This window comes from Marinobacter sp. ELB17 (assembly GCF_000169375.1).
Taxonomy (GTDB): domain Bacteria; phylum Pseudomonadota; class Gammaproteobacteria; order Pseudomonadales; family Oleiphilaceae; genus Marinobacter.
Genome location: NZ_AAXY01000062.1, coordinates 1 through 5,308 on the forward strand (window position 1 = coordinate 1; position 5,308 = coordinate 5,308).

Sequence of the window (5,308 nt, forward strand, 5' to 3'; positions counted from 1 at the left end):
CAACGCAGGCAACCGCCCGCGATAACAAGGCCAAAGGCCGACCAGGAGATAAACATGCAAAACTCTGATTTTAACCCTCATACCCTAAACGGCTACCCGGTCATCGTAGGCAAAAGCTATTTCTACGAGGACATTAACAAGTCTGGCGAATCAGCCCTGGTGCGCGTCACAAAGCTAGACCACGAAGAAGGCCTAATTATTTGCGAGCGCTTTGATACCTCATCCAGCAATCGAATCCTGAAGCTGGTCCCAGAGGAAATGATTGACGCTGCACCCAGCATCTCCATCATCAAAAGCCTGGCTCGCGATCTTTTTGGAAGTGATGGCGAACTGGAAATAGACTCTGACAATGCTGTTATTCCAATCAACGAGAGTGTGTACGCTATTGAATGCTGGGTCTGGATACCTGACAACGACACCGCGCAAATCGCCGGTAGCGACTACTCCGAAAAAGAACTGAAAGCCCTCTACATAAGTGGCGCTCATAACATCAGCACGGACGCCGAAATCAGAGACGATGCCCGAGTATCCAACGGTAACGATAACGGCGCTTACGTGTCTGGTTGGGTGACATTCACTCCTGACCCACTGGAACTGATTGAGGTTGAGCCGGCCGAGTTTGTCAAGCGCCAACCCGAAAGCCAGTCTCGCGTCACGGTACTGGACGCACCAGAATTTTACCGAGACGCTGCCTTTGCCGAATGGCTGAACAATCCCAAAACCATGGTCTTCACATGGCGGTGAAGGGCGAGCCAATGAACGAGTGCTCCGATGTGCTGGTCAAGATTGACGGTTCGTGCAATGGAGAAGGTGATGTGGCTGATGATATGCCGGCGCACATCTGGAACCTTCTGGTGGACTACTGCCGCGAACAGTTAGGCATCATGCAAGGCAATTATCACTACCTCCTGCTTCGCAACATCGAATTCTAAATCCCAGCGAATAGGCGCCCTGCCCGCCAGCGGGGCCAAGCTCAGTGAATCGGAGACGACCATGAACCAAACAGGCGACACGACAATGCCCGAAGCAACACACGACCAAATCAACGCAAACCTGATTGAAATGCGATACCATTTTGACCAACTAGGATTTAATCACCTGTGCTACAACACCGGTGATGGCTCCGTTGAATGCCGAAGCATTGGGTATCGATCTTGAGCGCATCACCGATAAACAACGCGAAACCCTCGGTATTGGTCTGCGCGTTGGCTCGGCCTTCAAAGTCGAAGCAACCGGCGAAATACTGAGCATTTTTTTTGATTTCACGAAGCTGGTCGGTGGCCGCTATTTCCCAATCTCTTTTGACCAAATCATTCCTGAGTTCGGCGCAACCGCGAACGACCTCGTGGAAACTGGCAAGCTCACCGAAATCGATCTCTCCGATTACCTGGACATCCCCTACCCGCTGAAGCTCTCAGCCTCGCCAGGCGCGGTGTATGAAGATTTGCCTGTCTCGCAGATTGACTATAACCACTAAACGGATATCCAGAACCACCCGATGTTAGCCGCTAGGTGGGAAGGCGAAAGCCGACCCGCCCCATGCTGGAAAGGCGAAGCCCGACCGGCATAAAAGCATAGGGCGCAGCCCGACTAAACCACCACCCATCTTGAGCCAAACAGCGATAATCAGCAGCACACCGGATACGACGATCCTCCCGACCACAAGCGTTGTGGTATTGGCAGTGAGGCTATTCGACTCTATGCGGGCCACCGGCCGGGGCGGTCACTGTAGAATACAGCGCGTAGCAGTCCACCGATCCGCCAGCCGATACTCAACAAGACAGTCAGACCGGAGAGCCGCATGAAACGACTTAAAGACGACCAACGCAATTCATGCCTGTTCTGCAAGAGCGCCGGCAACAAAGTTCGTGCCGTATGGCGCTCACACGGGTTCCAAGAGGCAGCCTGTGACGACCACAAGGACGACCTGATGCGTGTAGAGGTCGAGCGCGAACAGCGTGAAGCACGGTATACCGAAGCTGACCGTCAAACCTGGGAACGCCTATAGTGGCTTGTCCCTGCGGCAATCATATCTTGAAGCACCGGTTGGCCCGACAATCCATTGGAGTAACCGTCTACGAGCTGGACTTTCGTGAGTGCGACAGTTGCGGCCGCGTGGGCTTTGAACGGCTCACCAAAACCGGTGAACTGGTTGGCGAAGGCCCAAGGGCCCGAGGCCAGTATCAAGCGTTACAAGACAACCGCGCGCTGCCGTGGGAACCCTCGGTATCCAAATCGGCTTACCACCCCTACAAGCTCTGGTTTACCCCAAATCGTCAGGCAGTCCACGTTTGCCTGTTGAAGCTGGACAGCAAGGCCGTTGCGATCTGCCCTGATTACCGGCTGCTTATTGAGGGCGACGACTACCTGCAAACATCGTTTGAGCTAACCAGACAAGTGATCGGAGTCCTCAAGTTGGATGCCGGCACCCGCATGGCCGTTACGGACTCACCGCCCTTCGATTTGACCTGGGGAACCAAACCAGCAATACGATTCCCGCAACTTCGGTCGGAGCCACCCTTTGAACCGCCAGCGGAAAACCTCTTACCCGAAAGCCCAGCGTCTAAGATGCCGGCCCTTGCCCCACCGGCTTTCAAGCCTCCCCAGACGGTAAAGCCAGAACCCCAGATCGACACGGCAACGGTTAATCCGATACCAGCGCCTATGGCGGCAGGGCAACTTGCCCTGTTTTAGCAGAAGTCAGACTCCCAGTCTGGCATTGTCTCTAGGTAGACTAATTTTATCTTTTAGTCTACGTCGGGAAATAGTATAGTTAAGCCGTACCAAGGGAGAACATCACCATGATGACATCAGAGAAAAAAACTCAGGCCGACCTGAACCGCATGAGCGTTAAGGGCTTGAAAGCGGTTATGAACATTCTGGACAAGTGGGGGTGCTCACCAGAGCAGGCCCAAGCCATCCTCCGGCTGCCGCGAGCAACATTTTACCGGTACCGCAGCAACCCAGATAAAGCCAACCTGGATGCCGACCAACTGACGCGGCTGAGCTATCTATTGAACATTCACCAAGCCTTGCGCATCGTTTTTGAGAACAAGGACAACGTGTACCAGTTTATGATCAAGAAGAACCACAACCCTTTCTTCAATGGCAGAGCGCCGTTAGCCGTTATCGAGACTGGCGATTTTGGGGCGCTTTATGAAACCTACAAACGGATCGATACGCTTCGCGGAGGACTTTGGTGATGGGCATTGCGCTGCCAGCGATCATATTAACGAACCAGAGGGGTTATCGGCTGGTCAACTCCAAACTGCCAACCATCCAACTGTTCGATGACGTGGCAAGCGCGGAAGACTTTGAGGATCTTTACGAACTCCAAGCTTTTACCAACCCCAGACTTACAGCTGAGGTAGGCAAACTGGCCTACATCGACACACAGGATATGCCATGGGGCATCCCAGGCTGCACCTATGCTGTTGCGCCTTTCACCCATGTTTCACCGGACGGGAGCCGTTTCAGCAACGGTGATTACGGTATGTTGTACCTTGCCGATACGATGGATACCGCAATCAAGGAAGTTGCTTATCATCAGCAGGCGTATCTATCCAACGTTGAAGGACTGGCGTTTGACCGCCTCATTTTTCGGGGTTTGTCATGCGTGTTTTCAGGTGACCCGATTCACGACGGGACCACAGTCGAGCAAAACCATTCAATCTATGATGCTGGTTCCTACACAGATTCGCGGGCGTTGGGAGCAAAGTTGCGGGCCGATAGATCGAAAGGAATCCAGTATTGGTCTGTACGTGCGCCAGGGCAAATCTGTTGGGGATTATTCACGCCGGAGAATGTAGCGTCTATTGTGCAGACAACCCACTTTGAATTTATCATCGATGGGCGATCCATTATGGATATTCGTAAGCTCTCAAATCCTAACGAATTTTTTTAAACATGCGCTAGTAAAACCAAACATAACCTCCCATTAGGCCAATGCTGGCAGGGGTTTCAGGCAGCTTCGGCGCGGATTGGAGCTTCTACCCAAATCCTGGCGCAAACTTATCCCCGCCCAGAACGTCCTCAAGAAACAGCGCCCACTCCCGATCACCAGGGCCGGTTGGCTCATGGTAAGCCAACCCATCGTCCAGGTGCTCAATTTCATGGGCACCCAGCACGGTAAACTCGCAACCTGGGTCACGGACAACCACCAGAGTATCCACAGGGAAGTCGAAACATTCCAACTCGCCTACGATAATCAATCCTATCGCCGAGTTGGGAGTTGGGAGTTGGCAACTTATCCTGCAGCCAATCGGCCACCGTGATCCGCTGATAATCCGCAACGGGAATGCTGGCGGCCATAACATTTGTGCCATACCGCCGAGCGACATTGCAGGATGCGCTAAAGAACATCATGCCCTGACCATCGGACGAACCCGCCCCAAGCTGAACTGTCGAACTCAGTCATCCGAGCCGTGGAACCATCGGTCGTTAATCAATCTTCCAATCTCCCCTAATGTCTTGCATAAAGTAGGCCATTGGCCTAGCATTGTGTTTACGAGAATAACGCTGGCAACCGCCAGCCACAGGCAAACGCCGAAATCGGAGAATCGTATATGGACGCATCAGCGCACACTCAAGCCTGGCTGTCCGAATCACCCACTGACCTGTTCGGGTTTTCCAAGAGCGCCTTGGGGGCCGGTGTCCAGAAGTTCGCGTCCGGTGTCCTGGCACCCGCGATCTGGGAAGGTTATCGCCGTGCAGGCAACCCGATGTGCATTGCCGCCAGCGAGACCAATCCAGCCAGCCTGACTCGCGCTTGTGAGTTTGTTCGTGCTGGCGGTGAGCTTATGGTGGACTCTGGCGCATTCATCTGGCGCAGCGCACCCGAAAGGACACCCTGGGCCAAGATTGTTGAGGTATACCGCGCCATTTCGGAGGCGGCGACTGTGCCTGTCGTGTTCATTCTCCCAGACGTTGTTGGCTCGCAGGACAAAACGCTGGACGCGCTCGGCACCTGGGGAAACGCCATTTTGAGCGTCATAGACAGAAAGCATCAAGCACTCATGCCAGTGCAAACCGGCGATATGACACCCGAGGTATTCGTAACCAAGGCACTGGCGCTGCTGAAACGCCCAATGGACGGACTGGCCCTACCAAGCAATGCAGCCGCATTTCCACCCGAACTGATAAAGCATCTGGCCCGCGTTCCAGCATCCGTACCTCACCGCCTGCACTTTCTGGGCATCAGCCGAAATTCGCGTGGCCTGCAGTCGCGCTTAATTCACCTGAATTCGGTCTGGCCTGACGCTGTTGTAAGTTGTGACGCATGCGAACATCGCGCACTCGTGGGTGACGG

Annotated in this window: 9 protein-coding genes; 8 read left to right on the forward strand and 1 reads right to left on the reverse strand. The window is 54.0% G+C overall.

Annotation, left to right across the window (positions count from 1 at the left end; translation table 11 throughout):
• Positions 1-54 precede the first annotated feature (54 nt).
• The 7 genes from MELB17_RS22850 (at position 55) to MELB17_RS22880 (ending at position 3,904) form a co-directional block, all read left to right on the forward strand.
• Positions 55-744 (forward strand): hypothetical protein, encoded by a 690-nt coding sequence (locus MELB17_RS22850; protein ID WP_007352715.1) that lies wholly within the window; start codon positions 55-57, stop codon positions 742-744.
• Positions 745-755: 11 nt separating this feature from the next.
• Complete coding sequence (locus MELB17_RS22855; RefSeq protein WP_157133392.1) at positions 756-932, forward strand: hypothetical protein; 177 nt, start codon at positions 756-758, stop codon at positions 930-932.
• Between the two features lie 194 nt (positions 933-1,126).
• Complete coding sequence (locus MELB17_RS22860) at positions 1,127-1,477, forward strand: hypothetical protein (RefSeq protein ID WP_157133393.1); 351 nt, start codon at positions 1,127-1,129, stop codon at positions 1,475-1,477.
• 324 nt (positions 1,478-1,801) lie between these two features.
• A complete protein-coding gene (locus MELB17_RS22865; protein WP_007352718.1) occupies positions 1,802-2,008 on the forward strand; it encodes a hypothetical protein in 207 nt (68 codons plus the stop codon).
• Positions 2,009-2,034: 26 nt separating this feature from the next.
• Positions 2,035-2,694 (forward strand): hypothetical protein, encoded by a 660-nt coding sequence (locus MELB17_RS22870; protein ID WP_157133394.1) that lies wholly within the window; start codon positions 2,035-2,037, stop codon positions 2,692-2,694.
• 107 nt (positions 2,695-2,801) lie between these two features.
• Positions 2,802-3,203 (forward strand): antitoxin Xre-like helix-turn-helix domain-containing protein, encoded by a 402-nt coding sequence (locus tag MELB17_RS22875; protein WP_007352720.1) that lies wholly within the window; start codon positions 2,802-2,804, stop codon positions 3,201-3,203.
• On the forward strand, positions 3,203-3,904 hold the full coding sequence (locus MELB17_RS22880; protein WP_007352721.1) for an RES family NAD+ phosphorylase: 702 nt from the start codon (positions 3,203-3,205) through the stop codon (positions 3,902-3,904). The genes MELB17_RS22875 and MELB17_RS22880 overlap by 1 nt, the downstream gene beginning before the upstream one ends.
• A gap of 85 nt (positions 3,905-3,989) precedes the next feature.
• Here the strand turns inward: MELB17_RS22880 and MELB17_RS22885 are convergent, their stop codons facing one another.
• Positions 3,990-4,211 (reverse strand): hypothetical protein, encoded by a 222-nt coding sequence (locus tag MELB17_RS22885; protein ID WP_007352722.1) that lies wholly within the window; start codon positions 4,209-4,211, stop codon positions 3,990-3,992.
• A gap of 354 nt (positions 4,212-4,565) precedes the next feature.
• Between MELB17_RS22885 and MELB17_RS22890 the strand changes: the two genes are divergently transcribed.
• Positions 4,566-5,308, forward strand: a 743-nt coding sequence (locus MELB17_RS22890; protein WP_007352723.1) for a hypothetical protein, incomplete at its 3' end; no start/stop codon positions are given.